Below are 23365 nucleotides of genomic sequence, written 5' to 3' on the forward strand. Positions count from 1 at the left end.
GCTCATGCAGCACATGGGTGACCGAAGGATGCGTTTCGGAGGAGTGGCCGTGCATCGCGGCCACTCCGCCCGCCTGTCTTCTTTTGATCGCATCGCGGTGGATTGGAAGGACGGAGTGAACCAGCTCAATCGTTCCTGGTGTCGGACCAACGAGGAAATTCTTACGCCCTCACCGCGTTATGCGGCAGGAAAAGGCGTGAGGATCGCAAAGGAGCCTTCATGAGCGGCGAAGGGGAAATCAGGCTGGATACGGCGAAAAGGCGCGGAACACTCTGGGTGGTACTGTGGCTTAACGTCGCCATCGCCATCGGGTTCTTCGCGGTCGGCTATCTTGCCGATTCCAACGCGCTGCTTGCGAACGGCCTCGACAATTCCTCCGATGCGCTTGTTTATGCGCTCAGCCTGTTGGCGCTCGCCCGTCCGCGCCGATGGAAGCGGGGAGCCGCGCGCTTTTCGGGAATCATGCTGCTGGTCTTTGCGGCAGGCGTCATCATCGATGCCATCAGGCGTTTCGTGGACGGGTCGGATCCCGCTGGCATGATGATGTTGGCGATGGCGGCTATCGCGGCGGTGGTCAATCTGGTCTGTCTCCGCCTGTTACAGAACATGGAAGGCAAGGATGTGAACTTGCGCGCGGCCACGACCTTCAGTTTCAACGATTTCATTTCCAATGGTGGGATCATCATCGCTGCGATCATCGTGATGCTGACGGGTGCGAACTGGCCGGATCTCGTCGTCGGCATCGCGGTGGCCGGGATCGCGATCTATGGCGGGATCGACATTTTGCGCGATGCCCATATGGATGGCCATGACGAGCGCGGGACGGTGCATGGCGAGGAACGTGAATGATGGCGTTCCACAGAGACATGGGACCGGGGATATGTCCTGGAATCCTGACCCCGGTCGCGCTTGTAGGCCAAGGGAATGGCCCCGGATTAGCTCGCGCGCAATTGCGTGGCTATCGAAGCGATAACACGAATAGGGGAGTGCAATGATGGCGCAGTCGGGTGGGCACACAGGGCACAGCCATGGAGAGGAACAACTCAGCGATCGTCAGTTGGTTCTCGCAGTAGCGATCAATGTCCTTTTGACATTGGCCCAGATCATCGGTGGTATCGTGTCCGGCTCGCTCGCGCTCATAGCGGACGCATTGCACAATTTCAGCGATGCGGCTTCACTCGGGCTGGCCTGGTTCGCGCGCCGGATAGGTCGGCGCCCCGCCGACAAGCTTATGACCTTTGGCTATGCGCAGGGCGAGGTCGTCGCAGCGCTAATCAACCTGACGACTCTGCTCATCATCGGTTTTTATCTGGTCGTCGAGGCGATCAACCGGTTTGCCGATCCGCAGCCCGTCGAAGGTTGGACGGTGATCGCTGTCGCCGGTGTTGCTCTTGTCATCGATCTTGTCACCGCCTTCATCGTCTATCGCGGCGCGCATGAAAGCATAAACATGAAAGCCGCTTTCCTGCATAATGTCTCGGACGCCCTGGCCTCGGTGGGCGTGATCGTCGCCGGGATTCTCATTCTCCTGTATGATCTCTACGTCGCCGATCTGGTGATTACGCTGGTTATCGCAGGTTACGTTATCTGGCAGGGCATCACGCTCCTGCCCCGGACCGTACGATTGCTGATGGGCGCAGTGCCGGATGAGTTGGAGTTCGACCGCATCGTCGAGTTTCTCGAAGGTCAGCAGGGTGTCGAGAGCGTCCATCACGTTCATATCTGGAACCTAGGCGAACATCATCGCGCCCTCGAAACGCATATCGTCCCGTCGTTTGATTCGCTCGCTGCCTTCGAGGAGTTGAAGCTATCGCTCCGCGCCCGTCTCACGCAGCGTTTCGGCATCGCGCATGCCACGTTCGAAGCGTGTCTCGTGCGCGACTGTAAAGATGCGTTGGTGGCCGACCATCACGCGGCGCGCCCGCACACCGATCATGACGATCACGACCACTAGCATGGACTGTGCCGACTGCTGAGCCTTCGGCAAGAAACCGGGTTCGGCGAGCGGAGGTAGCGATTACCCGGCGATCGCTTACGCTATTATGCCGGCTGCTGGTGGCGATCAGGCGCGCCAGCCCGTAGCCGCCGCACCAAGACGACGCAGAGTTCCTGGCTCCGGTATCAGATGACGACGAACTGTCCCATCATGCCCGCATCCTCGTGCTCGAGAATATGGCAGTGATACATATAGGGAAGATCGGGATCGGTGTGTTCCTCAAAGCGAAGCAGCAGGCGTACCTGTTCGCGCGAATTGACGATCACCGTGTCCTTAAAGCCGGTTTCCATCGGCGGAGGCGCTTTGCCATCGCGATCGAGTACCCGAAATTGCACATTATGGATGTGGAAGGGGTGGGCCATCATCGAGGCGTTCACGATCTCCCAGATCTCCCACTGTCCTACGGGAATACGTGCATTGATGATGTTCATGTCCATGGTTGCGCCATTGATCGACATGCCTCGTCCCATCATGCCCATATCAAGCACGAAACGCCGCGTCCGGGCAGCAAGCGACGGATCGGGCGGGGGCAGGGACGCCAGCTGCGCAGGCAGGCGCGTTGCCTTGAAAGAGCTTGTCGGCCTGATGTCGAGAATGGGGACCACATCGCCGCTGCGGTCTTCCCGGCCGCGCATCATGCCGCGTCCGCGACTGCCCATCATGCCCATCGCGTTACCCGGGGTACGGGCCACGAGCCGCAGCGGGCGCCCATCGGAAAGATCGATGACGACCTGGGCGCGTTCTCCGGGGGCGAGCATGACCGAACGAACGGAATGCGGTGACGCCAGCAATCCGCCGTCGCTCGCGACAAGCTGCATCGACCGGTTGCCTTCGAGCGAGAAGGTGTAAAACCGGGCATTCGATCCGTTGAGAATGCGCAGCCGGACTTGTCCGGTGCGTGCTTCGAACAGCGCGTTGCGGGTGCCGTTGACATAGACGGCATCGCCTTGAACACCCATCATCCGGGTGTGCATGTTCAGCGGATAGATTATCCGACCCGAACCATCGATTATCCGGTCCTGTACGATCACCGGAATGTCGTCGACACCGTATTCGCCCGGCAGGTCGAGGCGTTCTTCTTCCTCGTCGCGGACGTATATCGGCGCGGCGAGGCCGGCATAGACCTGCGGTCCCGACCGACCATGCACGTGCGAATGGCACCAATAGAGCGAGGCGCGCTGGCGAACTTCGTATGACGGGCTCCAGCGCTTGCCAGGCCGGATCACTTGATGAGGCCCCCCGTCGGCGGCGGCAGGAAGTTCGAAGCCGTGCCAATGGAGGGTGACGTCTTCGCTCAGTTCGTTGTCGATGTGAAAGCGCACGCGCTCACCGCGGCGCATGTCCAGCGTAGGCCCCAGATAGGGCGCCTCGATACCGATTGTTTGCGAAGCTGTACCCGGGACGAATTCTTTTTTACCCGCAGTTACGGACAGGCGGAAGGTTCGCTCACCCTGCTCGATCCTGCCCGTGTTCAAGGGTGGGACGGCGAGCGGATTACGCTCGTCCGAACCATCGAGCATTACTGCATTGCGTACCTGGCAACCGGCAAGCGGGAAAGCGGTCGATCCAAACGCTGCAAGGCCGACACCCCCGATCAGCTTGCGCCGATCGATAAGGAATGGCTTGTCCTCGCCGTTCATCTTCGTACCGCTCCCTCGCTAGAGTATTGGCCTCCGGTGCTCTCCCGCTACCTTATTGCGGGGCAATGGAAGTGATGTTGCTGCCTTGGGGACCGGTGGTAAACTCGAAGGCCACGGCATCGCCCACGCTGACCTGGTCGCGCAATTGCTTGTCGGTCTCGAAGCTCATGGTCATCGCGGGCCAGTCGATCGCGGGGACCGGGCCATGCTTGATGGTGATCGTACCCGCTTCCGGATCGATCGCGGTTACCGTGCCTTCGGCGCGAGCATCGTGCATCGCATCGGTGTCCCCCATCATGGGCATATCGTCTGACATAGGCATGTCGCCTGACATGGGCATTCCATCGCCGTCGGGCATGGACTCACCCATCATCGTCTCTGCCGGCTCTGGCGTTTCCTGGGCGCTGTCGCATGCCGCAAGGGCAAATGGGGCAGCCAGCAGGCCAAGATAGGTTGCTACACGCATTCGATGTCTCCTTAAGGGTATCTCGGCGATCAAAACCGGGTGCCGTGACAAATATGAACGCCCCGGAGCGGGGTTATCGGCCGAAGCGAACGGCGGCACGAGGCGTTCGATTGTTACTGGCTCCGTGCCGTTCATTGTCATGGGCTCCGCCCCGGCAGATCGTTTGGGCTTTGCTCCGCTGAGGCGGATTGCCGGCCTTCGTCATCGGATTAGAAATGACGAAGGCCGGGGTTGCATCCGGACGACTCAGGGGGACTGCGTAATGCAATCGTCCGGATGCTTGGGTGTGGAACAAGCCGCCATCGATGAAGGGGCGACTATTGTTGTGTCTTTCCGCCCTCAGCCATGGCCGGGTTCTCCGCCATCTGCGCCATCATCTCTTGCATCATCGCCATATGCTGATGGCACTGCTTCATCATCTCGGCGTTTTCGCCCGACATCATCTGTGCCATCTGCTCTTTCATCTTCTTGCGGTGTTCGGCCATCAATCGTTGGCGTTCTGCCGGGTCCGTTGCGGCGCTTGCTCGCTGTCTGAGATCGCGCATTTCCTGCATGGCCTGCTGATGCTGCTGCATCCCGCCATTGTGTTCCATCTGCATGCCAGACTTCTGTCCGCCGCCGTGCTGATGCTGTGTTTCCTGAGCGATAGCGGGCGCTGCGACGACTGCCACCAGCGCGGAGGCTGCCAGAAGAAACTTTTTCATAGCGTCTTTCCTTTTTCGATCCGGACCGGATTGCCCCAGTCATTCCTGATACGCACGGGCCGGGCTTACCCCTCAAAATTCGGTTTTTGTCGATGAGGGGACCATGCGTTGGGGTGTTCTGCATTCGCCGGTTCACCCTCGCCCGCACTGTATCGGTTGCCCTGACGGGGCCGACGCAAAAGCAGATAGGCCGCGGGAAGCAGGAACATGGATAACAGAGGGGCCGTGATCATTCCGCCGATCATCGGGGCGGCAATCCGGCTCATCACTTCCGAACCTGCGCCCGTGCCTATCAGGATAGGGAACAGGCCGGCCAAAATTACGGCGACGGTCATTGCTTTGGGCCGGACCCGCAACAGCGCGCCCTCGCGAATGCTCTGGTCGACCTGTTCGGCAGTGAGCTCTCCGCTGCGCCGCTCAAGCGCTGCTTTCAGGTAGATCAGCATCACCACGCCGAATTCCGCAGATACACCGGCGAGTGCGATGAAGCCGACAGCGGTCGCCACCGACTGGTTGTATCCCATGAGATAGAGCAGCCAATATCCGCCGGAGAGTGCGAAAGGCAGCGTGCCCATGATAAGCATGGCTTCATCCACCCGCCGGAAGATCAGGTAGAGCAACAGGAAAATGATCACCAGCGTGGCCGGTACCACGACCTGAAGCCGCTCATAGGCGCGGGTGAGATATTCGAACTGCCCCGCATAGGAGAGGCTGACTCCAGCGGGTAAATCGATGCTTGCGGAGACGGCTTCCTGAAGGTCGGAGACTACCGAGGTCAGATCGCGCCCTCGAACATCGACATAGATGGAGCCGGTAAGCCGCCCTTGCTCGCTTTTCAGCATCGGAGGGCCATCACTTACGCCGACACGCGCAACGGTGCCGAGCGTGATCTGTTGCCCCGAAGGCGTAAGCAGTGGCAGCGCCCTCAGCTTGTCCACACTATCGCGGATCTCGCGCGGATAACGCACATTGATCGGGTAGCGCGCCAGGCCCTCGACGGTACGGGCGATGTTTGCGCCGCCGACTGCGCCGGCGACAATCTGCTGAACGTCCGCGATGTTAAGCCCGTATCGTGCGGCTGCCGCCCGATCGATATCGACATCGACATAGCGGCCGCCAGAGAGCCGTTCGGCAAGCGCCGAACTCACGCCGGGGACGGCCTTGGCGATACCTTCGATCTCGAGCGCGACGCGCTCGATTTCCTCAAGGTCGTCGCCTGAGACCTTGACCCCGATCGGGCTCTTGATGCCGGTGGCCAGCATGTCGATGCGATTGCGGATGGGCGGGACCCATACATTGGCGAGCCCGGGCACCTTGACCACCCGGTCCAACTCCTCGACGAGCTTGTCCGGAGTCATTCCCTCGCGCCATTGATCGCGCGGTTTGAAGCGGATCGTGGTCTCGAACATAGTGAGCGGTGCCGGGTCGGTTGCCGTATCGGCGCGTCCCGCCTTGCCGAATACGGTTTCAACCTCCGGGACCGACTTGATGAGGCGATCGGTGCGTTGCAGCAGCGCCGATGCTTCGCCGGGAGACAGAGCGGGCAGCGCGCTCGGCATGTAGAGCAGGTCGCCCTCGTCGAGGGGCGGCAGGAACTCCCCGCCCAATCGAGTGAAGGGAATAGCGGTGGTAAGAAAGATAACACCGGCAATCGCCAAGGTCGCCTTGGGCCGTCGCATGACCCAGTCGAGCCCGGGGCGATAGATTCTTGTCAACCAGCGATTGAGGAAGTTCGCATCCTCCGATGGGATCTTTCCCCGGATCAGCCAGCCCATCATTACCGGGACCAGTGTCACCGAGAGAATGGCCGCCGCCGCCATGGCATAGGTCTTGGTGAAGGCGAGCGGGGCGAACAAGCGTCCTTCCTGCGCCTGCAGCGTAAAGACCGGCAGGAAGGACAGGGTGATGATCAGCAGGCTGAAGAACAGCGCAGGGCCTACTTCCTTCGAAGCGTCGGCGATGATACGCCACCGCTCTTTCGTCGCGAGAACGGCGTCTGGATTCTCGTGTTCCCACCGTTCGAGATGCTTGTGGGCATTCTCGATCATGACGACTGCGGCATCGACCATCGCACCGATCGCGATCGCGATCCCACCCAGCGACATGATGTTCGCGTTGACCCCCTGAAAACGCATCACGATGAAAGCCGCGAGCACCCCTAGGGGCAAGGTGATGATGACGACCAGAGCCGATCGTGCGTGCCAGAGGAACAGCAGGCACACCAGGGCCACCACGATGAACTCTTCGATCAGCTTGTAAGTGAGGTTTTCGACCGAGGCGTCGATTAGTTTTGAGCGGTCGTAGGTCGTGACGATCTCGACGCCGTCGGGCAGGCTGGCCTGTAATTCGTCGAGCTTCTGTTCGACTGCCCGGATCGCGCTTCGGGCATCCGCACCCTGGCGCAGAACGATGATACCGCCGGCAACTTCGCCTTCACCATCGAGTTCTGCGATCCCGCGGCGCAGTTCCGGCCCGATCTGGATCGTCGCCACATCGCCCAAGGTCACCGGAACGCCGCCGACCGTTGTGCGCAAGGGGATGGCCCGGAAATCGTTCAGACTGCCCAGATAGCCTGATGCGCGGACCATATATTCGGCTTCGCCCATTTCGACGATCGAGCCCCCGGATTCCTGGTTTGCCGACTGGATCGCACTGACGATTTCGGCATGGGTGACTCCGAACGACGCCATCCGGAAGGGATCGAGAACGACCTGATATTGCTTGACCATCCCGCCGACGCTGGCGACCTCCGCGATACCCGGAATGGTTTTGAGTTCATAGCGCAGGAACCAGTCCTGCAAGCTGCGAAGGCCCGCCAGATCGTGCCCGCCGGTCCGATCGACCAGAGCATATTCGTAAACCCACCCGACACCTGTCGCGTCCGGCCCGAGTGTGCTCGTGACCCCTTCGGGCAGACGGTTCTGCACCTGGTTCAGATATTCCAGAACGCGCGAGCGCGCCCAGTAAAGATCGGTGCCATCTTCGAAGATGATATAGACATAGCTGTCACCGAACATCGAATACCCGCGCACGGTCTTCGCGCCCGGGACCGACAGCATGGTTGTTGCCAGGGGATAGGTGACCTGATCCTCGATGATGCGCGGCGCCTGCCCCGGATAGTTGGAGCGAACCACGACCTGGACATCGGACAGATCGGGCAGTGCGTCGACCGGTGTCGTGCGCACGGCCCAAAAACCGGCCAGGGTCACGGCAATGGCCCCGAGCACGATGAACAGCCGGTTCGCGATCGAAGCATCGATGATTCTGGCGATCATTGTCCGCTCCTCCGGATGGTCTCGATCCGGGGACCGGCATCTTGCTGAATGAAGGTGAAGCGTACCGTGTCACCTATCTTGAACCCGCGTATCTGGGCCGTGTCCTTGAGACGGAATGTCATCGTCATCGCGGGCCAATCGAGCCGCGGTACGGCGCTGTGGCGCAGGGTCACGGTACCATCGGCAATCTTCTCGATGGTGCCCGTGGCGCTGAAGCGCGATTCCTTGTCGTTCTCTTTGGCCGCGTCGCTCGCCTGATCGATCGGGCGGACATCGAGACCGTTCAGGCTGGCTTCGGAATCGAGCAGGAACTGGCCGGAGGTAACGACCTTTTCACCGGTAGGGAGACCGGCCAAAACCTCGGTCCTGCCGCCTGCTTCGCGTCCGATACGAACCTCGGCAGGCATGAAACCGCTCTCGTCCTGCTTGACCATTACGATGGTACGCTGTCCGGTCCGGATCACCGCTTCGGAAGGAACCAGTAGCGCCCGACGGGTATCGGGAGTCAGGGATACCTGCGCGAACATGCCCGGCTTGAGCCGTCCCGATGGATTGGGCAGTTCGGCGCGAACGGTGATTGTCCGGCTCGCGTCCTGTGCGCTGGGAAGGATGGCGACAATCTGTCCCGCGAACCGTTCGTCGGGAAATGCGGTCAGCGTCGCGCTGACCGGCTGTCCGACACGAACATTCGCAGCTTGTGTCTCGGGCACGGCGGCTTCGAGCCAGATCGGGGAGAAACCGGTGATTTCCGCCAGTGTCTGACCTGATGTCACACTCATCCCCGGGCGCACTGCGAGCGATGTGATCGCCCCTCCGATCGGCGCCGTAACCGTGATCGTCGAGTGTGGCCGCCCGCTGCGTCCGACCGATGCAATCAGCTTGGGGGACATGCCGAGCAGGCGCATCCGTTCGCGCATGGCGCGAGCCAGTTCCTCGTCGCCGCTGCGCAGCACAGCGAGATATTCCTGCTGGGCGCCGCCCCATTCGGGCACGAGGATATCGACCAGGGGCGCACCGCGCCCGACCACGTCGTCGGGCGCATGGCCATAGGTGCGCTCGACATAGCCCCCTGCGCGTGGCTGGACGATCGCAACGTCGCGCCCGTTATAGGCCAGCACACCGGTCACGGTCACTTCGGGTTCGAGAATGCCGTATTCCGCCTCTGTCGTGCGAATCCCGAAATTCTGCACCATGCCGGGATCGATCCTCACCCCGGCCGATACTTCCTCGCCCGCGCATTTGGGCAGCAATTCCATATCCATGAAGGGTGACTTGCCTGGCTTGTCGAACTGTTGCCCTGGAACCATCGGATCGTACCAGTACAGCACTTCCTTGCATTCGCTGCCCGACCCACCGACGTTGTCGCTCGACCCGGTGCCGTTGTCGCCGAGCTGTGCCAAACCATATCCGGCGGCGAGGCTAATCAGGGCGGCAGTAGCCGCCATCGTCCATGACTTCTGGCGCGGCGACAGCCTGTCCCACGCGGATTGTGTTACGGCTCTCATTGGCCATGCTCCCTGTAGGTCAGTCGTAGATTGGCTGCGGCTTCGACAGTGGCTTGTTCGCGCGCGAGGATTTCGATGCGCAGCAGCGCCAGCGTTTTGATCGCTCTGATTACATCGAGCAGGTCTGCGCGGCCTGCGGCAAAACTCGCTCGCTCGAGCTCGGCCCGGCTTACAGCCAGGGGAAGCAACTCATCACTGGCGCGTCGCCATTGCCGATAGGCGCTGCGCCATGACGCAAGATCCGCCCCAAACTGGGCTTCGAGCGTGCGCAGCATGTCCAGTCTGGCTTCGCCGGCAGCGGCGGCTTGCGCGCGGGCAGCCTCTATCCTGGGTTGCTGTCGGCGCTTGGCGAACAGTGGCAGGGTAACCGTGCCCATGACGGAGAACAGATCGCCATATTGGCGTTCGCGGATGCCGTAGCTGGCACCGACGCTGAAGTCCGGTCGCAGATCGGATCGTGCCAGGTCGACACCCGCTTTGGCCTGCCTGATCTCAGTTTCCGCAAGCACGATTTCCGGGGTGTACTCCAGCGTCGCGCGCAATTGCTCGGGATTGACCTCGGGTGAAGGGGGTGGGCCAACGGCCAGCGCGTCCTCCACGGCGATATAGCGGGCAAGGCGGGCCTGCGCCGTCTGCATGTCGGCCCGGATTTGTGTCCGCCTGTCTTCCACTTCGAGGACCGCACGGCGGACTTCCAGGCTTTCGCCGGGTCTGGCTGTGCCGGCGGCTACCGAACTTCGTGCCAGCGGCACCAGGCGCTCGATCTCGTGGAGAGCATCGCTGGCGACTTCTTCCGCCTGTTGGGCATAGGCAAGAGATATCCATGCGCGCCCTGCGCCCAGCCGTGCGATATTACGCGCATAGGAAAGCTCGGCGGAGGCCCGCGCGATGTCGGCGTCGGCCAGTCCGGCGCGCGCGCGGCGTTCGGAAAGGTTAGGTATCTCCTGATCGATCCCGACCTCGAACACGGTCATCATGGTCGGGTCGAGCAGATCGGGACCGGTAACCGGCAGATTGCGCAGGCCGGCTCGCAGTTTCGGATCGGGCAATTCGTCCGCTGCATCGGCGACGTCACGCCGTGCATCGAGCCGCAATTCGCTCGCCCGGATCCGTGGCTGGTCGCTGACCGCCGATCTCAGAGCGTCTTCGTAGCCCACCGATTGGGCGTAGCTTGCCGACGCGACGGTCAGCAGGACCGGAAGCGCGGTCCAACATACTCGTTTCATGGTTTTCGTTCCGCAAAGAGGCGCGCCGAGCGCGCGGTCGGATCGTGCAGGGGGCGCGAAATGCGCGTACCCGTTCGTCCGGCATGGGCGTGCAGGATTACTCCCGCACGAGCGCTACGCCCGTGCTTGCGGAGGCGGGGTTTCGGGGCCGTGTCCGGTACCCAATAAAGGAACGCCGGTAACCACGGTAAACAGGAATGGTGTTACAAGATAGTCTCGCGGCGCCATCGCATCATCGACAAGCGCCAACGGCGGGATACAGCCGTGAGTCACGAGGCATTCGAGGCGAATATCCCTGCATCGCTGCCCGTCGCTGTCGTGAGCGAGCGAGGGTCCGGTCGCCATGCGCATTTCTGTGCAATCGACCTCCGACTTCATGGGAGCTTGCGGAACCGCCGAAGCATGGGCAGCCGACTGGACGAATAGCCCAGCGGCAATCAAGACGAGCGCCAGGGAGCGCAGCATGCGCATATATCGTTTCGGGGCGGTCATCTGGGCCAAGGCGTGCTTACACCTTCTGGCCTGCAAGAGCCCGTGACGCTGACTGCCAGTCGCTCATGGAGCCGAGATGAATATCGAGCTTGTCGACCCCTTTGCCTTGCGAACCGATCGGATAAGACAGTTGGGAAAGCCCGGGCATTCTGATCTTTTCCAGAATCATGTCGTCTCCTTACGCTTCTAGCTGCCAAATCGGCGCATGGGGTCGGTCAGGCGATGCCAAGTTCGTCTTTCAACGCGGTAATGTCTTCGAACCGGTTCTGCTCCGGTCGTCCGATCGCCGGTTTTGCCCTGACCCACGTGTTTTCGCAGATGAATTCGAGAAGGCCAGCCGCAAGGTCGGCATGACGGCATCGCAAACATCCTTCGGCCAACCGCTCGTCCGATATAACGGCTTCGCCGGTATAGGGCGCCTCTAGAAGCCAACCGGGGCGTGCTGCCGTCCAGTCGAGTTCGGTTTCGCGCTCCAGCGTCTTTTCCATCGCCCGCATTTCTTGGAGGATATTGTGCAGCACGGGCTTCGCGGTAAGCTCGAACCAGGCTGGAATGCTGGGCTGCGGCTCAACGAAAGCTGCCGAGATGACTGCGATCCGGCGGATCGCGGTTTCCCGCATCGCGAGAATCAGCTTGCGCGTCCCTTCGGTGTAGAGTGGAGGCGGTTGGATGACTGTCGATGGGTTCAATGGGATCCCGAGCGCAGAAATGATCGCACGGCATCCCTCGAGATTATCCGCGAATGCATCGTTCAGGACATCGCATTCGATGTATTCGATGCCTTCGATACGCGCCGATGGCGGCGGTAGGACGTGTTCGAACGCCCGCACCGCCACGCTGCGGCGGATCGCCTGGCGCAGGATCTCGCCCCCGGTTTTTCCTCCGGCTCCGAAAACTGCGATGGGGGATGTATCGCTCACTGGCTTACTTCCCTTGTCTCTGCTCCGTCCTCCTGTCGGCAGCGCGCGATGGAGGCGGATGTGCATGGATGCTGTCAGGCGAGTGCCGACGGATGCCAGCGCCCTCCTGGGCGTGGGCTAGGTCTCGGCACTGTCGCAGGTCGTGTAGCCCCAGAAGCCGAACTCGTCCTTCGCTCGCGGGGCGACAACGATCATTTCCTGCATTTGCAGGCCAGCGGTTCCCCGATCGTCGAGCGGGCGCGTGCGGATGCGAAGCTCTCCGCTGGCATAGCTGCCGGGACCGCTCGACGTCACCGGGATGAGCTTGCCGTTGATCTTGATCGCGCCCCGCCCGTCGCCATCATGGACGAAAGAGGGGAAGGCGACTTCGGTCAGGCGGAACTGGCAGGCCTTCTCGGCTCCGAGAGCGGCGAGGTCCGCATCGCTCATCGTCTCGGGAAGCATCAGCCCTGGGCTGAGATTCGCAAGCGCGCTGGCCGCGTTCTCGATCGGAGCCGCGCTCGGCGGTGGATCGAGCCGGGCCTCCCGGTCATTTCCAATGGCGGTATTCGAATTGCAGGCCGCCAGCGGTACCGCAGCCAATGCGATGAATGCGATCCGGTTCATTGCTGCATCTCCTCGGGCAGGCGTTCTGAGGTCCTCGGTCCGTTCCGTTCGATGTCGTCGATCAGATATTTCATCTCGGCGATCTCGCGGCGCTGCGCGACGATGATGGCCTGAGCGAGTTCGCGCACGCGGGGGTCCTTCAGGCTGGCTCTTTCGCTCGTCATGATTGCGATCGAGTGGTGCGGGATCATCGCCGCCATATACTCGGTGTCATCGACGGTCGTCTGGCTGCGCACGAGCCACAAGGCGAGCGCGAAAACCAAGGCACCGACCCCCAGAATTGCGAAGTTCTTGGTTCGGTCCTTATACATGCCCCACATGAAGAGCAGCATGACGACCATCATCATCGCGCCCATCACGAACATCATCCAGAAGCGGGTTTCGCTCCAGAAGACATCGTCCATGTCGTAGGTGTTGGCATACATCAGAAAGAACATGATCACGGTGGAAGTCGACACCATGGCCATGAACCGCCAATAATTGCCGCCCCTTGCCGTTTCGGAATGGGATGGAACTTCGGTCATGCTGGTTCACTTTCCTTCGACATGATTTCTCAAACGGGGCCAAGCGAACGATGCACGCATGGCTCCTGCGATGCCTCGATAATGGCTGCAACGCGCCAGACGGGGAAAACCGCCAAGAGCATGAGACCGTCGGGCCGCGAGGCAGGGGATGGGCCTCTTCGCTTCCTGGCCTGACGGCATAATTTTCCCCTGTTCTGTCTCACGAGGTCGAGATTATCCTGTCAGGCAATACGATGGGCCGGGGCGCATCCCTCAAAAATTTGTTCGAAGATCGACCGCAGGACATCCGCTCGCCACTTCAAGCGGACGCGTTTCGGGATGATCGCGAGGGCGGGACCAGGCGATCCCGTTGCGGACCGCACACAGATAAAGCTACATTTCTCCTGCCTCAAGATGTTACGAAAACTAGCGACTGGCTGCCGAGCGACGGCGGGCGGTTAGCTTGCGCCCGTCCAGCGCGTTCTTCGTCAGAAGCCAGAGATTGACCGCGCCTGCGGCGAGTTCGACCATCTGTACGGCATAGAATGTTGCATCGAAATCGCCGGCTTTCGCCTTGGCCGCCAGAAACAGCGCCGAAGGGATGAGGATCAGAACGCCGTTGGCGGCAATGATCGGCATCCGCTTGCGCTTCTTGCCGACGAGACCGCCCGATCGCCCGCCGGAGAGTGCGATGCCGGTTCCACCGACTGCCGCCAAAGCGGGAATGAGAATGATGAACCCCCACGGGATGAGTGTCTTGACGAAAACCACGAAAGGTTCCGAGCCCGAGAGTTCGGAGATTGCGGTAGAGAGCCAGAAGGTTGCGATCATGAGGATCGCAACCCCACCGGCGAGAGGATGGACGGTCTTCTTCATTTTCACTGTCCCGATCCCGTTGCGAGCGGCGCATCGGTGTGGATCGCGCGGCGATATCCGGGGCCTTCGACCACCGGCACGATCTTGCGCTCGTCCTTTTGCGTCGCAGCGGCGGCGAGGGCCAGCGCGCTTTCCCGGATGGCGAATGCGGTAAGATGCTTCATCGGATCTTCCTTCCATCTACATAGCATGCTATCCTCATATACACAGCATGCTATGGATACTCAAGGTCCCGCGATGCCATTCGAAAAAAACGCCTCCATGGGCTTTGTCACCAACCGGCTGGCGCGGTTGTTTGCCCAGCATCTGCACGCCCGCATCGCGCCTCTGGGACTCGCCCCGGCGCAATTCATGACGCTTCTGGAACTTTGGGAAGGCGATGGTCTGACCCAGGCAGAGCTTACCGATCGCCTCGATGTCGAGCAGGCGACCATGGCCAACACGCTCGCGCGGATGAAGCGGGACGGGCTGATCGAGCGGACGCCGCATCCGCAAGACCGGCGCGCGCAGCTTGTCTGGTTGACCGACAAGGCACGGTCTCTCGAGCAGCCGGCAAAACAGGCGGCGCATTCGGTCAATCAATTGGCGCTGGCCGGGTTGGAGGGGGGCGATGCCGCACAGGTGCTCGGTCATATGAACGCGATGATCGAGAGCTTGCGCGATAAGCCCGGATGAGAGTGCCAGGGGCTCAGACATGGGGCGGTCAACGCCCTCAGGTCCTGACGCCCGGGTCACGAGCGCCAGCCATAGCGAGCGTTCCGATACTCTTTCCGATGTGCTCCGAACGGCGGCCCGAAGACCGCGCTCCCCCCGAAACCTTGGATCATCTCTTCGATTTCAGGGGATTGGTGCGGTCGAGAAGACTCGAACTTCCACGGGTTATTCACCCACAACGACCTCAACGTTGCGCGTCTACCAGTTCCGCCACGACCGCACACAGTCTGCATCGGGAGCGAATCCTGTCGGATGCTCCCGCCGGTAGGAGCGCGCCACTAGCAGCGAGGCTGCGCCCTCGCAAGCACCTTTGTTGCCCGAATTCGAAAGCTAGCGCGGCGCCCAGCCTATATCCGCGAACACGGCCGATTTCGGTACATCGGTGACGGCTTCGTTGATGGTCAGCTCCTCGCCCGGCGCTAGGTTCGATTGGGGGGGCTGGACGACCCAACTGTAGACCTGCCGCTCGCGCTGGTCGCGCAAGACGATCAGAATTGGCGGGATCTGCCGTGATTCGCGCGCGGTATTCTTGACAATGATCCGCGCGCCGAAGAATTCGGTCCCGTTGGGCAGTGTGCGCCGTTCCTGCTGGTCCACGGGGAAGGCCAGTTCGAGATCGGGTTGCGCGGCTCCGAACAGCGGGCGTGTCACCGGCACCCATTCGGGGAGACCGACAGAGTTTACCGCCGCCACCGTGCCGAGTGCGATTACCGCGAAGAGGGCCGCGGCCCAAGTCCATAGCTTGGTGACGTTCCGGCGCGGGCGGAACGGGGGTGAATGATCGAAGCGTGAAGGCCCTTGTTCGGTTTCGGTCTCCGGCGGCGGCGGGAGATCTTCCTGCACCTCGCCATAGGGGGGTGCGGCTTCGTCGAAATCAGGTCCATCGCGGCCGGTTCTTCCGCTATCCGCATCATCATATGTAAAGCCCGGCTTGGCTGCCGGATCGGGTGCGGCCGACTTTTCGACAGCAGCCGGTTGCGGCGCAGTCGGCTCTGGCGGCGGTGGCGGCACCGGCGCTGTATCGACGGCCTCGAAGCGTTCGGCATCGGGGCCGTCCTGGAACCAGCTATGCTTGCATTTCGCGCAGCGCACCATGCGCCCGTCGAGTCCGATGGCACTGTCGGGCACGACATAACGCGTCGAGCAAGCGGGGCAGGCGATGATCATGGTGACCCAAGGCCTTAGGCTGCCTCGTGAATCACGACAAGCGACTGTCCTGTTCGCAAACCCCGACGGCGCCTTTTTTCCACATGCAAGCGCGGGTATAGGCTGTTTCGGACAATGACGGGCGCTTTCTTCCTCTTGATCGACCGGGCCGGACAATGAGCGGGGCCGAGAGCGAAGTCGTCCAGTTCGACAATGTCGGGCTGCGTTACGGCACCGATCGCGAAGTGCTCTCCAATGTTTCCTTCACGCTCTATCCGGGGCGTTTCTATTTCCTCACGGGGGCCAGCGGTGCGGGCAAGACCTCGCTGCTCAAGCTGCTCTATCTCGCCCAGCGTCCGTCGCGCGGCGCGATCCGCCTGTTCGGGACCGATGTCATCACCCTCCCGCGCGAGCGCCTGCCCGCCTATCGCAGGCGGATGGGCGTGGTTTTCCAGGATTTCCGCCTGGTCGACCATCTCTCGGCCTTCGACAATATCGCGCTGCCGCTTCGCGTGTCGGGCGTGCGCGAGGCGGATCTTCAGGGGCCGGTTTCCGATATGCTCGACTGGGTGGGGCTCGCCAACCGGGCCGACGCCCGTCCGGCGACGCTATCGGGCGGCGAGCAGCAACGGGTCGCCATCGCTCGCGCGGTAATCGGGCGGCCCGATATGCTCGTGGCCGACGAGCCGACGGGCAATGTCGATCCCGAAATGGCGTTGAAGCTCATTCGCCTGTTCGAGGCACTCAATCGTCTCGGCACCACCGTGGTGGTGGCGACCCACGATGTCCACCTGCTGCGAAAAGTGCCCGATTCGCTGATCATGCGGCTCGACAAGGGCGCATTGTCGGACCCCACGGGTGCCCTGCGCTACCCGCCACGCCGTGTGGGGGCGGGGGAATGAAGAAGCCTCCGGTCGTCACCCGCGCGGTGGAGCGCGGCCTGTCGCCCTTCCGCGGCCGCCGGGCGGCGCATCTCCTGCCGCAGGCGCGCCTGGGCGGGCCGATGCCGTGGGTCATAGCGATCATGGTCGCGCTTGTCGTGCTAGCCGCAGGTGGCGGGCTGGCGCTCGGCAATCTGGCCGACCGCGCGAGAGGAGAACTCGCGGGCAGTGCGACGGTCCAGATCGTCGAAGCCGATCCCGCTCTGCGCGCGCAGCAGGCGCAAGCGGCGGCGGCGATTCTCTCGCAGGACTCCGCAGTGGCGAGCCTGTCGGTGGTTCCGCAGGAGACGGTGGCGCAATTGCTCGAACCCTGGCTGGGCACCGACGATCCCGAGCAGACGGTGCCGATCCCCGCCCTGATCGACGTGCGCTTGCGCGACGGCGCCGATGCGGCGACGCTCGATCGATTGCGCCGCTTGCTTGTCGATCACGCGCCGTCCGCACGGATCGATACGCAGGCGCAATGGCTGGCGCCGGTCCTGTCGGCGCTTTCCGCGCTCGGCTGGATGGCGCTCGGCTTGATCGCCTTGCTGGCCTTTACCGGCGCGGCAGCGGTCTGGCTGGCTGCACGCAATGCGCTGGGTGCCAATCGCGAGACAATCGAGATTGTCCATCTTCTCGGCGGCAATGACGACCAGATTGCCCGCATTTTCCAAAGATCGATTTTCGCCGATGCGCTGGTCGGGGGTGTGTTGGGGCTGGTGGTCGGTTCCATGGCCGTGTGGCTGATGGGGGCGCAATTCGCGGCGCTGGATTCAGGTCTGGTGTCGGGCGGCGGCCTTGAGACGAGCGACTGGCTGGTCTTGGCCCTTGTCCCCGTGGGCGCGGTTGTTCTAGCGGTCTACACGGCACGTTTGACCGTGCTGGCCTCGCTCAGGAAAATGCTGTGATTCTCCGTTTCTTCGCCGCCGCCCTGCTGGTTTATGCGTTCGGTTTCCTCGGCTTCGCCGTGTCCCTGCCAAAGCCGGTTTCGGGAGAGCCGACCGATGCCGTCGTCGTGCTCACCGGCGGGCCGGGCCGCATCGCACGCGGTCTTTCTGTGGTCGAACAGGGGCTGGCAAAGGAAATGTTCGTATCCGGTGTCGATCCGGAAGTGCGACCCGCCGAATTCGCGGCCGAATTCGATGTCTCGGCCCGCACGATGGAATGCTGCGTCAAGCTTGGCTACCTCGCGGTCGATACCCGCAGCAATGCCGGTGAGGCGGCGCAATGGCTCAAGGAGAACGACTTCCGATCCGTCCGGCTGGTGACGACGGATTGGCACATGGCGCGGGCCGGTTCCGAATTCGCCGAAACGCTTCCGCCGGAGATAAGAGTAGTCGAGGATGCGGTTTCCTCGCACCCCAATCTCGCCACGCTCTTTCTGGAATATAACAAGCTTCTGGCGGCTGCGATTTCGCAAGGCTTGCCGAGCTGAGGCCCGTCATGCGACTGCTGCGCAACTTAGCCTTCTATTTCGCTTTTTACGTCGGCTCGCTGCTGATTACCTCGGCCTCGCTGATCGCGCTTACCTTCAGCGTGGAGACATTCCGGGCGCGGGTGCGGGACTGGTCGCAATGGCAGCGCTGGTGCCTGACCCATCTGCTCGGTTGCGAGATTGTGATCGAGGGCGCGCCGCAGAGCGAGCCGGTCCTGTATGCCATCAAGCATGAAAGCTTCTTCGAAGCGATCGATGCGCCCGCGCTGCTGGATTGCCCCAGCGTATTCGCCAAACAGGAACTGTTCGACATCCCGCTATGGGGCCGCGCGGCGGCTGCCTTCGGTCTGGTTCCGGTGGAACGCGATGCCGGGGCAAGAGCCCTGATGACCATGATCCGTTCGGCCAAGGCGCTGGTGGCGGATGGGCGTCCGCTGGTGATCTTCCCCGAAGGTACCCGCGTGCCGCATGGCGAGAAACGCAAGCTGCAGGCAGGCTTTGCGGGCCTCTACAAGATGCTCGGCCTTCCGGTGGTGCCGGTCGCGGTCGATAGCGGGCCGGTCTATCACAGGCGACTGAAAAAGCCGGGCCGGATCACCTACCGCTTTGGCGAGCCGATCCCGCCGGGCCTCCCCCGCGCGGAAGTGGAAGAGCGGGTGCGCGAGGCGATCAACGCGCTCAACCGGTGAGTTCGCCGCGCCTGCAAGCCCAGGAAACGGGCTGTGGGAAAGCGTCGGCATCGCAAATCTAACCGCAGTGGTCTTCGACGCGTTGGGAAAGCGGTTTCCTCTCCAGTGCATCTTCCAGCCGATCAATCGCGGCGATGGCATCGCCTGCTTCCGCGTTCAACTCGATCGCGGCCTTGTCGAGCGCATCGAACAGCGGAGCCAATTGCCGGGCGAGAGCCATCCCCTTGTCGGTAAGGGCAAGCACGCGTCGCCTGCCGTCGCGTTCGTCCGCCCGTGACCCGACGAGGCCCTCCTTCTCGAGCGCGCTCCTGATAACGCTGATCGAAACGTGCGAAACCTGGAGGCGATCCGCGAGATCGGTAACCGACATCGGTTCTCCGCTGCGAAGGCAATTGAAGACGGGAAACCAGCGCTGCTCGAACGCAACCCCGCGTTCTTCGTAGAGCGCCTTTGCTTCGCGATCGATTCTGTCGCTCAAGCGCCTCAGCCGACCACCGAGCGCGGCAGCCCCGTAGGCTCTGACCGCGTCTCGCGCGGGTTCCTCTGGTGTCGTTTCCATCCTGCTTGACATATCCGTAACCGATTACATAAATGGGTTTCGATAGCAAATTGAAAGTGAACCTCGCAAATGTCGATAACGAAGATTTTTCGCCGCAAGGCTTTGGCTATCGGTGCCGCAGCGGCGCTCCTTGTCCCGCTTTCCGGATGTCTGACGCCTTTGGACGGGACTGCGGCACCGGATCTGGAAAGCTATGCGTCAAAGCTCACACGAACCGCCGACTTCAGCGGGGTGATTCTCCTGGCGCGAGAGGGCGAAATCGAATTCCAGGGCGCTTACGGGCTGGCGGACAGGCAGAGCGGACGATCGAACACGGTCGATACGAAATTCAGCCTGGCGTCGGTGCCGAAGATGTTCACCGCAGTGAGCATCCTCCAGCTTGTCGATATCGGCGCAATTTCGCTGGATGACACCATCGGCACACACCTGCCCGATTATCCGAACCGCGCTGCGGCAGAGCGCGTCACGATCGAGCATCTTCTGATGCACACCTCCGGCGTCGGCAATTATTGGGCGGCGATGGAGAAGCTGGATGATGACAGCCTGGACGCCCTGGACAGCCATAGCGACTATCTGCCGCTGTTCGCCGACATCCCGCTCGAACATGAGCCGGGAACGGCATTTTCCTATTCGAATGGCGGCTATGTCGTTCTTGGGCTGATTATCGAAGCGGTGACCGGCACCAACTATTACGACCATGTGCAGACTGCGGTTTTCGACAGGGCCGGAATGCAGGATACAGGGTATTTCTTCCCCGGAAAGCCGGTGCCCGATCGGGCCAAAAGCTACATGCGATCCGTCGAGCGTCCGGGCATGTGGGATGACATGGCTGCCCGAGCCGAGCCGCGCGGCAGTGCGGCAGGGGGTGGCTATTCGACTGCCGGAGACCTGCTCCGCTTCGCCACCGCGCTCACGCAACACCGGTTGCTGAGCCCGGGCATGACCGATGTCTTCCTGCAGGGACGCCGTGAAACACCGGTTGGGAATTATGGCTACGGGATCATCGAGCAATCGCTCAACGGAACGCGTCTCCTCGGCCATTCCGGCGGCCATTACGGCGTCGCTGCGGAGCTGATGATATTTCCGGACCTCGACACCGTTTTCGTCGTCCTCTCCAACGGCGATGTCGATGCTTACTGGGATGTGGAGATGTATGCTCACGAAATGATTGTGGGACCGACCGATGAAACCCGCAATTACGCCTTCACCAAGCAACTCATCGCGGAAACGGTCGCGCGGGGATACGATGCCGGGCTGAAAATGCACCGCGACCGGGAAGCCGCGCGAAAGGTGCGGGGCGGCGTGATCGATCTGGCTGCCTTCAAATACATTCACCGGAAACACTATGAGGAGGGGATCGATCTGCTGCGCCTGAACCGGGCGATGGCGCCCGATTCCGATGACGCCATCTTCAGTCTGGCACAGGGTTTGCGCATTGCCGGACGAAACGAAGAAGCGCTCGAGACCTATCGCGCCTATCTTGAGAGAGTGCCCGAGAGTTCCGAAGCGAAATCCTTCATCGCGGCGATCATGCGGGACGGGGCCTGATACCTTTTCGGCCCATCGTGGGTGGCATAGGACTGGGGGCGACAGTCCGACTGCCAGCCTTCCCGTCCGAGCCTAGTGATCCTTGCGTCCGAAATCCGCCCTCGCATCGTCCTGGCCTTTTTCGATGATCGAGCGGCGGATGGTGCGGGTACGCTCGAACAGGTCGAACAGAGTGTCGCCGTCGCCGTTGCGGATGGCGCGCTGGAGGCGGCTGAGATCCTCTGTGAAACGTCCCAGCACTTCCAGCACTGCGTCGCGGTTCGACAGGAAGACGTCGCGCCACATGGTCGGGTTGCTCGCCGCGATGCGAGTGAAATCGCGAAAACCGCCGGCCGAATATTTGATCACCTCGCCCCGGGTTACATCTTCCAGATCGCTGGCGGTGCCCACGATGGTATAGGCGATGAGGTGCGGTATATGGCTGGTCACCGCAAGCACGAGGTCGTGGTGGTCGGCATCCATGATTTCGACCTTCGCGCCAAGGCCCTCCCAGAAGGCCCTGACAGCCTCGATGGCCTCCTGCGGTGCGTCCTTGCCCGGGGTGAGGATGCACCAGCGATGGCGGAAAAGTTCGGCGAAACCGGCATCCGGCCCGCTCTTCTCGGTTCCGGCGACAGGGTGTGCGGGAATCACCACCGCCTCGGGCAGTGCCTTGGTCAGCGCGTCGCCGACACTGCGCTTGGACGATCCCACATCGCTGACCACGGTTCCCTGCCTCAGATGCGGAGCTATGGCTTCGGCGGCATACCCCATGGCGCCGACGGGGACGCACAAAATGACCAGATCGGCTTCGCCCACGGCATCGGCCACGCTGTCGCACACAGCGCCGACCAGCCCGCGTTGTGCCGCACGGGCGCGCACGTCGGAAGCGGCATCCCAGCCAGTGGTCGCGACTTCGGGCTGCATGGCGCGCACCGCCAAACCGATCGATCCCCCGATCAGACCCAGTCCGACAATCGCCACGCGCTTGATGGTCATGCGTCTTCCCCGCACAGACTGCGCAGCACGCCGATGATCTCGTCCATCTGATTCGTGGTGCCGATGGTAATGCGCAGCGCCTGCGCCAGGCCCTGGCCGGGCAGGTGGCGAACGGCATATCCGGCCTCGGCAATGGCATCGAGCGCGGCCTCGGCGGCAAGATCGCCCTCGAACAGCACCAGCACGAAATTCGCCTTGCTGGGAATTGCGCGCAGGCCGTGATTGTCCAGCCCCTCGATTGCCGCGACAAAACGCTTGCGCTCCTCGCGATTGGCCTCACGCGAGCGGGCGAGAAAGGCATGGTCGGCGATGGCGGCCAAGGCTGCGCGTTGCCCGCTGGAGGTGACATTGAACGGGCCGCGAATGCGGTTGAGCACATCGATCAGGTTAGGCGTACCCGTTGCCCAGCCGATACGCTCGCCAGCCAGGCCGTAAATCTTCGAGAAGGTGCGCGTGACGAGTACGTTCTCATGCACCATTGCCAGGTCTAGCCCGCCGTCATTCTCTCCGGGTTCGAGATATTCGGCATAGGCCTGGTCGATCACCAGCAGCACATCGCCCGGCAATCCCGCATGCAGCCGCTCGACCTCCGTCCGCGGCAGATAGGTTCCGGTTGGATTGTTCGGATTGGCAAGGAACACGACCCGCGTGCGCTGTGTCACTGCGGCGAGCAGAGCATCGACGTCGGCCGCGTAATCCGTATCCGGCGCTTCGACGGGGGTAGCCCCGCACCGGCGCGCGGCGATGTCGTAGACCGCGAAGCTGAAGCGGCTGAAAAGCACCTCGTCGCCCGGCCCGGCGAAACCCTGCGCGGCAAGGTTGAGCAATTCGTCCGAACCCGTACCGCACACGATTCGCGCCGGATCGATCCCGTGCTGTTTGCCGATCGCGGTGCGCAGGGCCGTGGCGTCCGGATCGGGGTAGGCCGCAGGCGCATGATCGGTGGCAAGTGCCGCCAGCGCCGAGGCGCTACAGCCCAGCGGGTTCTCGTTGGCGGAGAGTTTGACGAGCCTGCGCCCATCCGCGCCGGTCGACTTGCCGGGGACATAGGCGTGGATGCCCTCGATCCAGGGCTTCATTGGGGGAGCTTGCTTTGCCATCTGTGCTTCGCCGCATGAAAGAATTACGGCCCTTCGACAAGCTCAGGGCGAATGGCGAGGAAAA

At 62.2% G+C, this 23365-nt stretch carries 25 protein-coding genes and 1 tRNA gene; 8 read left to right on the forward strand and 18 right to left on the reverse strand.

Annotated features, from left to right (window positions below):
- The first annotated feature begins 219 nt into the window (after nt 1–219).
- Both MUY37_RS13170 and MUY37_RS13175 read left to right on the forward strand, forming a co-directional pair.
- Nucleotides 220–849, forward strand: a complete 630-nt coding sequence (locus tag MUY37_RS13170; RefSeq protein ID WP_499195820.1) for a cation efflux transmembrane domain-containing protein — start codon at nt 220–222, stop codon at nt 847–849.
- A 142-nt stretch (nt 850–991) separates the two neighbouring features.
- Nucleotides 992–1954, forward strand: a complete 963-nt coding sequence (locus tag MUY37_RS13175; protein WP_499195821.1) for a cation diffusion facilitator family transporter — start codon at nt 992–994, stop codon at nt 1952–1954.
- Between the two features lie 167 nt (nt 1955–2121).
- Here the strand turns inward: MUY37_RS13175 and MUY37_RS13180 are convergent, their stop codons facing one another.
- The 13 genes from MUY37_RS13180 to MUY37_RS13240 form a co-directional block, all read right to left on the reverse strand.
- The gene (locus MUY37_RS13180; protein WP_499195822.1) at nt 2122–3636 is read right to left on the reverse strand and encodes a multicopper oxidase family protein; all 1515 of its coding nucleotides are present in this window, start codon (nt 3634–3636) and stop codon (nt 2122–2124) included.
- A 52-nt stretch (nt 3637–3688) separates the two neighbouring features.
- A complete protein-coding gene (locus MUY37_RS13185) occupies nt 3689–4102 on the reverse strand; it encodes a copper-binding protein (RefSeq protein WP_499195823.1) in 414 nt (137 codons plus the stop codon).
- A 317-nt stretch (nt 4103–4419) separates the two neighbouring features.
- Nucleotides 4420–4806 carry a hypothetical protein gene (locus tag MUY37_RS13190; protein ID WP_499195824.1) on the reverse strand — a complete coding sequence of 129 codons (387 nt, stop codon included), beginning with the start codon at nt 4804–4806 and terminating at the stop codon, nt 4420–4422.
- Nucleotides 4807–4871: 65 nt separating this feature from the next.
- Nucleotides 4872–8081, reverse strand: coding sequence for an efflux RND transporter permease subunit (locus tag MUY37_RS13195; protein WP_499195825.1), 3210 nt, complete (start codon nt 8079–8081; stop codon nt 4872–4874).
- Nucleotides 8078–9586: an efflux RND transporter periplasmic adaptor subunit gene (locus tag MUY37_RS13200; RefSeq protein ID WP_499195826.1), complete on the reverse strand. Its 1509-nt coding sequence runs from the start codon at nt 9584–9586 to the stop codon at nt 8078–8080. The genes MUY37_RS13195 and MUY37_RS13200 overlap by 4 nt, the downstream gene beginning before the upstream one ends.
- Nucleotides 9583–10812, reverse strand: coding sequence for a TolC family protein (locus MUY37_RS13205; RefSeq protein WP_499195827.1), 1230 nt, complete (start codon nt 10810–10812; stop codon nt 9583–9585). Before MUY37_RS13205 ends, MUY37_RS13200 begins: the two co-directional genes overlap by 4 nt.
- A 114-nt stretch (nt 10813–10926) precedes the next feature.
- A complete protein-coding gene (locus MUY37_RS13210) occupies nt 10927–11277 on the reverse strand; it encodes a hypothetical protein (protein ID WP_499195828.1) in 351 nt (116 codons plus the stop codon).
- Between the two features lie 43 nt (nt 11278–11320).
- A complete protein-coding gene (locus tag MUY37_RS13215; RefSeq protein ID WP_499195829.1) occupies nt 11321–11473 on the reverse strand; it encodes a hypothetical protein in 153 nt (50 codons plus the stop codon).
- A 46-nt stretch (nt 11474–11519) separates the two neighbouring features.
- Nucleotides 11520–12224 (reverse strand): NAD(P)-dependent oxidoreductase, encoded by a 705-nt coding sequence (locus MUY37_RS13220; protein ID WP_499195830.1) that lies wholly within the window; start codon nt 12222–12224, stop codon nt 11520–11522.
- A gap of 117 nt (nt 12225–12341) precedes the next feature.
- Nucleotides 12342–12830, reverse strand: coding sequence for a DUF6692 family protein (locus MUY37_RS13225; protein ID WP_499195831.1), 489 nt, complete (start codon nt 12828–12830; stop codon nt 12342–12344).
- Entirely contained in the window at nt 12827–13354 is a 528-nt protein-coding gene (locus MUY37_RS13230) for a DUF305 domain-containing protein (RefSeq protein WP_499195832.1), read from the reverse strand. Before MUY37_RS13230 ends, MUY37_RS13225 begins: the two co-directional genes overlap by 4 nt.
- 405 nt (nt 13355–13759) lie before the next feature.
- On the reverse strand, nt 13760–14209 hold the full coding sequence (locus MUY37_RS13235; RefSeq protein WP_499195833.1) for a hypothetical protein: 450 nt from the start codon (nt 14207–14209) through the stop codon (nt 13760–13762).
- A gap of 2 nt (nt 14210–14211) precedes the next feature.
- Nucleotides 14212–14373, reverse strand: a complete 162-nt coding sequence (locus MUY37_RS13240; RefSeq protein WP_499195834.1) for a hypothetical protein — start codon at nt 14371–14373, stop codon at nt 14212–14214.
- Between the two features lie 73 nt (nt 14374–14446).
- On the opposite strand from MUY37_RS13240, the gene MUY37_RS13245 reads away from it, so the two are divergent.
- Nucleotides 14447–14884 carry a MarR family winged helix-turn-helix transcriptional regulator gene (locus MUY37_RS13245; RefSeq protein WP_499195835.1) on the forward strand — a complete coding sequence of 146 codons (438 nt, stop codon included), beginning with the start codon at nt 14447–14449 and terminating at the stop codon, nt 14882–14884.
- Nucleotides 14885–15055: 171 nt separating this feature from the next.
- On the opposite strand, the gene MUY37_RS13250 is transcribed toward MUY37_RS13245, so the two are convergent.
- Together MUY37_RS13250 and MUY37_RS13255 are read right to left on the reverse strand one after the other, a co-directional pair.
- Nucleotides 15056–15143: transfer RNA gene (locus MUY37_RS13250), tRNA-Leu, on the reverse strand.
- Nucleotides 15144–15253: 110 nt separating this feature from the next.
- The gene (locus MUY37_RS13255; RefSeq protein WP_499195836.1) at nt 15254–16090 is read right to left on the reverse strand and encodes a zinc-ribbon domain-containing protein; all 837 of its coding nucleotides are present in this window, start codon (nt 16088–16090) and stop codon (nt 15254–15256) included.
- Nucleotides 16091–16245: 155 nt separating this feature from the next.
- On the opposite strand from MUY37_RS13255, the gene ftsE reads away from it, so the two are divergent.
- From ftsE to MUY37_RS13275, 4 genes are read left to right on the forward strand one after another with little or no spacing between them, the layout of a single operon-like run.
- Nucleotides 16246–16971: a cell division ATP-binding protein FtsE gene (ftsE, locus tag MUY37_RS13260; RefSeq protein ID WP_499195837.1), complete on the forward strand. Its 726-nt coding sequence runs from the start codon at nt 16246–16248 to the stop codon at nt 16969–16971.
- Nucleotides 16968–17900, forward strand: coding sequence for a cell division protein FtsX (locus tag MUY37_RS13265; RefSeq protein WP_499195838.1), 933 nt, complete (start codon nt 16968–16970; stop codon nt 17898–17900). Before ftsE ends, MUY37_RS13265 begins: the two co-directional genes overlap by 4 nt.
- Nucleotides 17897–18427, forward strand: a complete 531-nt coding sequence (locus tag MUY37_RS13270; RefSeq protein ID WP_499195839.1) for a YdcF family protein — start codon at nt 17897–17899, stop codon at nt 18425–18427. Before MUY37_RS13265 ends, MUY37_RS13270 begins: the two co-directional genes overlap by 4 nt.
- Nucleotides 18428–18435: 8 nt before the next feature.
- Nucleotides 18436–19116, forward strand: coding sequence for a lysophospholipid acyltransferase family protein (locus MUY37_RS13275; protein ID WP_499195840.1), 681 nt, complete (start codon nt 18436–18438; stop codon nt 19114–19116).
- Nucleotides 19117–19174: 58 nt separating this feature from the next.
- On the opposite strand, the gene MUY37_RS13280 is transcribed toward MUY37_RS13275, so the two are convergent.
- Nucleotides 19175–19594 (reverse strand): MarR family winged helix-turn-helix transcriptional regulator, encoded by a 420-nt coding sequence (locus tag MUY37_RS13280; protein WP_499195841.1) that lies wholly within the window; start codon nt 19592–19594, stop codon nt 19175–19177.
- A gap of 150 nt (nt 19595–19744) precedes the next feature.
- Between MUY37_RS13280 and MUY37_RS13285 the strand changes: the two genes are divergently transcribed.
- Entirely contained in the window at nt 19745–21223 is a 1479-nt protein-coding gene (locus MUY37_RS13285; RefSeq protein ID WP_499195842.1) for a serine hydrolase, read from the forward strand.
- A 72-nt stretch (nt 21224–21295) separates the two neighbouring features.
- Here MUY37_RS13285 and MUY37_RS13290 read toward each other — a convergent pair whose 3' ends face one another.
- Together MUY37_RS13290 and hisC are read right to left on the reverse strand one after the other, a co-directional pair.
- A complete protein-coding gene (locus MUY37_RS13290) occupies nt 21296–22201 on the reverse strand; it encodes a prephenate/arogenate dehydrogenase family protein (RefSeq protein WP_499195843.1) in 906 nt (301 codons plus the stop codon).
- Complete coding sequence (gene hisC, locus MUY37_RS13295; RefSeq protein WP_499195844.1) at nt 22198–23280, reverse strand: histidinol-phosphate transaminase; 1083 nt, start codon at nt 23278–23280, stop codon at nt 22198–22200. Before hisC ends, MUY37_RS13290 begins: the two co-directional genes overlap by 4 nt.
- Nucleotides 23281–23365: the final 85 nt, after the last annotated feature.

It is taken from the genome of Qipengyuania sp. ABI-127-1, from assembly GCA_022953095.1.
In the GTDB taxonomy this organism is placed as follows: Bacteria; Pseudomonadota; Alphaproteobacteria; order Sphingomonadales; family Sphingomonadaceae; genus Qipengyuania.

Excerpts from the sequence above, each read along its gene's own strand:
- MUY37_RS13170 (WP_499195820.1), top strand. The coding sequence starts at position 220 with ATGAGCGGCGAAGGGGAAATCAGGCTGGATACGGCGAAAAGGCGCGGA.
- MUY37_RS13175 (WP_499195821.1), top strand. The coding sequence starts at position 992 with ATGATGGCGCAGTCGGGTGGGCACACAGGGCACAGCCATGGAGAGGAA.
- MUY37_RS13180 (WP_499195822.1), bottom strand. The coding sequence starts at position 3,636 with ATGAACGGCGAGGACAAGCCATTCCTTATCGATCGGCGCAAGCTGATC.
- MUY37_RS13185 (WP_499195823.1), bottom strand. The coding sequence starts at position 4,102 with ATGCGTGTAGCAACCTATCTTGGCCTGCTGGCTGCCCCATTTGCCCTT.
- MUY37_RS13190 (WP_499195824.1), bottom strand. The coding sequence starts at position 4,806 with ATGAAAAAGTTTCTTCTGGCAGCCTCCGCGCTGGTGGCAGTCGTCGCA.
- MUY37_RS13195 (WP_499195825.1), bottom strand. The coding sequence starts at position 8,081 with ATGATCGCCAGAATCATCGATGCTTCGATCGCGAACCGGCTGTTCATC.
- MUY37_RS13200 (WP_499195826.1), bottom strand. The coding sequence starts at position 9,586 with ATGAGAGCCGTAACACAATCCGCGTGGGACAGGCTGTCGCCGCGCCAG.
- MUY37_RS13205 (WP_499195827.1), bottom strand. The coding sequence starts at position 10,812 with ATGAAACGAGTATGTTGGACCGCGCTTCCGGTCCTGCTGACCGTCGCG.
- MUY37_RS13210 (WP_499195828.1), bottom strand. The coding sequence starts at position 11,277 with ATGCTGCGCTCCCTGGCGCTCGTCTTGATTGCCGCTGGGCTATTCGTC.
- MUY37_RS13215 (WP_499195829.1), bottom strand. The coding sequence starts at position 11,473 with ATGATTCTGGAAAAGATCAGAATGCCCGGGCTTTCCCAACTGTCTTAT.
- MUY37_RS13225 (WP_499195831.1), bottom strand. The coding sequence starts at position 12,830 with ATGAACCGGATCGCATTCATCGCATTGGCTGCGGTACCGCTGGCGGCC.
- MUY37_RS13230 (WP_499195832.1), bottom strand. The coding sequence starts at position 13,354 with ATGACCGAAGTTCCATCCCATTCCGAAACGGCAAGGGGCGGCAATTAT.
- MUY37_RS13235 (WP_499195833.1), bottom strand. The coding sequence starts at position 14,209 with ATGAAGAAGACCGTCCATCCTCTCGCCGGTGGGGTTGCGATCCTCATG.
- MUY37_RS13240 (WP_499195834.1), bottom strand. The coding sequence starts at position 14,373 with ATGAAGCATCTTACCGCATTCGCCATCCGGGAAAGCGCGCTGGCCCTC.
- MUY37_RS13245 (WP_499195835.1), top strand. The coding sequence starts at position 14,447 with ATGCCATTCGAAAAAAACGCCTCCATGGGCTTTGTCACCAACCGGCTG.
- MUY37_RS13255 (WP_499195836.1), bottom strand. The coding sequence starts at position 16,090 with ATGATCATCGCCTGCCCCGCTTGCTCGACGCGTTATGTCGTGCCCGAC.
- ftsE (WP_499195837.1), top strand. The coding sequence starts at position 16,246 with ATGAGCGGGGCCGAGAGCGAAGTCGTCCAGTTCGACAATGTCGGGCTG.
- MUY37_RS13265 (WP_499195838.1), top strand. The coding sequence starts at position 16,968 with ATGAAGAAGCCTCCGGTCGTCACCCGCGCGGTGGAGCGCGGCCTGTCG.
- MUY37_RS13275 (WP_499195840.1), top strand. The coding sequence starts at position 18,436 with ATGCGACTGCTGCGCAACTTAGCCTTCTATTTCGCTTTTTACGTCGGC.
- MUY37_RS13285 (WP_499195842.1), top strand. The coding sequence starts at position 19,745 with ATGTCGATAACGAAGATTTTTCGCCGCAAGGCTTTGGCTATCGGTGCC.
- MUY37_RS13290 (WP_499195843.1), bottom strand. The coding sequence starts at position 22,201 with ATGACCATCAAGCGCGTGGCGATTGTCGGACTGGGTCTGATCGGGGGA.
- hisC (WP_499195844.1), bottom strand. The coding sequence starts at position 23,280 with ATGAAGCCCTGGATCGAGGGCATCCACGCCTATGTCCCCGGCAAGTCG.